1 pseudogene is annotated in these 779 nt (G+C 58.3%); it reads left to right on the top strand.

Going from position 1 to position 779, the window contains the following annotated elements:
* Positions 1-779: pseudogene (locus DVK07_RS20070) on the top strand (hypothetical protein); the annotation flags it as partial.

Genomic DNA, 779 nt, shown 5'->3' on the forward strand with positions numbered 1-779 from the left:
CTATCTTCCAGTCTCGCCCTTGGCAGGGGTACACGCTTACTGAAGAAGGTGACACGAGAGTTCGTGGTGTCTGGCGATTCTACACTGCCCGCAACACCAGCTGGGATACACTCGTGCGATCTGGCCGAAGCGCCAGTACCGAAGTCAAGTCAGAGGCGATCCCCGTGTTCGTCCATGCGTATCCTTCTCGGATTGGACCGCGTACAGAACCGGTTCGGGACGGCCCGGAGATTGTCGACACGTGGGGGACTGACCGACCCTCTCCGGCGGGGACCATCGGTAAGAACGTCAACATCGAGGTCGTCAATACGTCCTACACGACGACGTACGGTGTAGCCGTTCGAGCCGAGGCTGTCGATCGGGAAGCCCTCCACGTCGCAGGTATCGTTCGAGGAGTCAATGCGTCGATCGTCGAGCCTACCGAGGGTTCTGAACGACAGCTCCGTCGTAGTAATCTTACAGCGGAGGTTCTGCAACAGAACCAGTCACAGGCTACACTCCGAATCGAACTCCGTGACAACGAGACTGGCGCACCGATCATCCTCGACGACAGCGGCCGCTGGTATCCGATAGGAGGACCCAATCGCAACGGATACATCGCGATCGCCGACCAGCAGGTCGAGACCAATCTATCCGGTGTAGCTATTGTAACCGTCGACGATCCGGGGATCTATACGGCACGATATCAGCCAGGCTCGTGGCTTGGACATGACCCAGCCTACGTGAGTGATACAGCGACTGTCCGTTGGCACCCACTTGGAACCATCAACGGCTGGTTC

This window comes from Halorubrum sp. Atlit-26R (genome assembly GCF_003666015.1).
In the GTDB taxonomy this organism is placed as follows: domain Archaea; phylum Halobacteriota; class Halobacteria; order Halobacteriales; family Haloferacaceae; genus Halorubrum.